General features: G+C 38.0%; 1 pseudogene. It reads left to right on the top strand.

Features of this window, described 5'->3' with window-relative positions:
- Window positions 1–248, top strand: a pseudogene (locus LI162_RS15250) (dihydrodipicolinate synthase family protein); the annotation flags it as partial.
- Window positions 249–658 lie beyond the last annotated feature (410 nt).

Genomic DNA, 658 nt, shown 5'->3' with positions numbered 1-658 from the left:
CATTAAAAGAAGCTCAGGATTGGTCAGATCGTATCTACCACATTTCCCAGGCAATTTATGGAGGCGGACAGCCATCAGGTGAAGCTCATGCAAGACTGAAAGAAGCTCTGAAACAGAGAGGAATCTTCAAGTCAGCACTTATGAGAAAACCAGTTCTTCCGCTGAACGATGAAGAGAAAGCATGGGTAGCTCTCGGCCTTGAGAGAAGCCAGCTTCCGGAAGTAGACATGACACAGTTCGAAGACTAAGAAACATACTGCAATAATTCTGCCATGTTATTATAAGATAAAATATGCCTTTTAGAGGAGGCTGCCGCTTTAACAATAAAATTGCGAAGCGGCAGCTTCCTTTTTGCCTTTTCGTTAAAATTATCTTTTTAAACTAATTTTTCAGTCTTTATGCAGTTTGTTGTGCAAATACACAATAAATTGCATGAAAATGGCAGGTGAATTGGATTTATGCAACAAATTGCAGGAGAGGCCTGATTCGTTGACCAGGTGTTGCATTGTGTGATATAACCTAAACATAGCAAACAACAAACGTTTGTAATATGAAAAATGAACAATGCGCAAAGTTCTGGAAATTGATAATAATGAAATTCGGAAGAAAAAGGAGACAATAAAAATGGCAAAAGTAAAAACATTCAAGACAATTTTCC

Source organism: Mediterraneibacter sp. 210702-DFI.3.120, from assembly GCF_020561005.1.
GTDB classification, from domain to species: Bacteria; Bacillota; Clostridia; order Lachnospirales; family Lachnospiraceae; genus Mediterraneibacter; species Mediterraneibacter faecis.
This window is presented reverse-complemented; position numbering and strand designations above follow the sequence as displayed.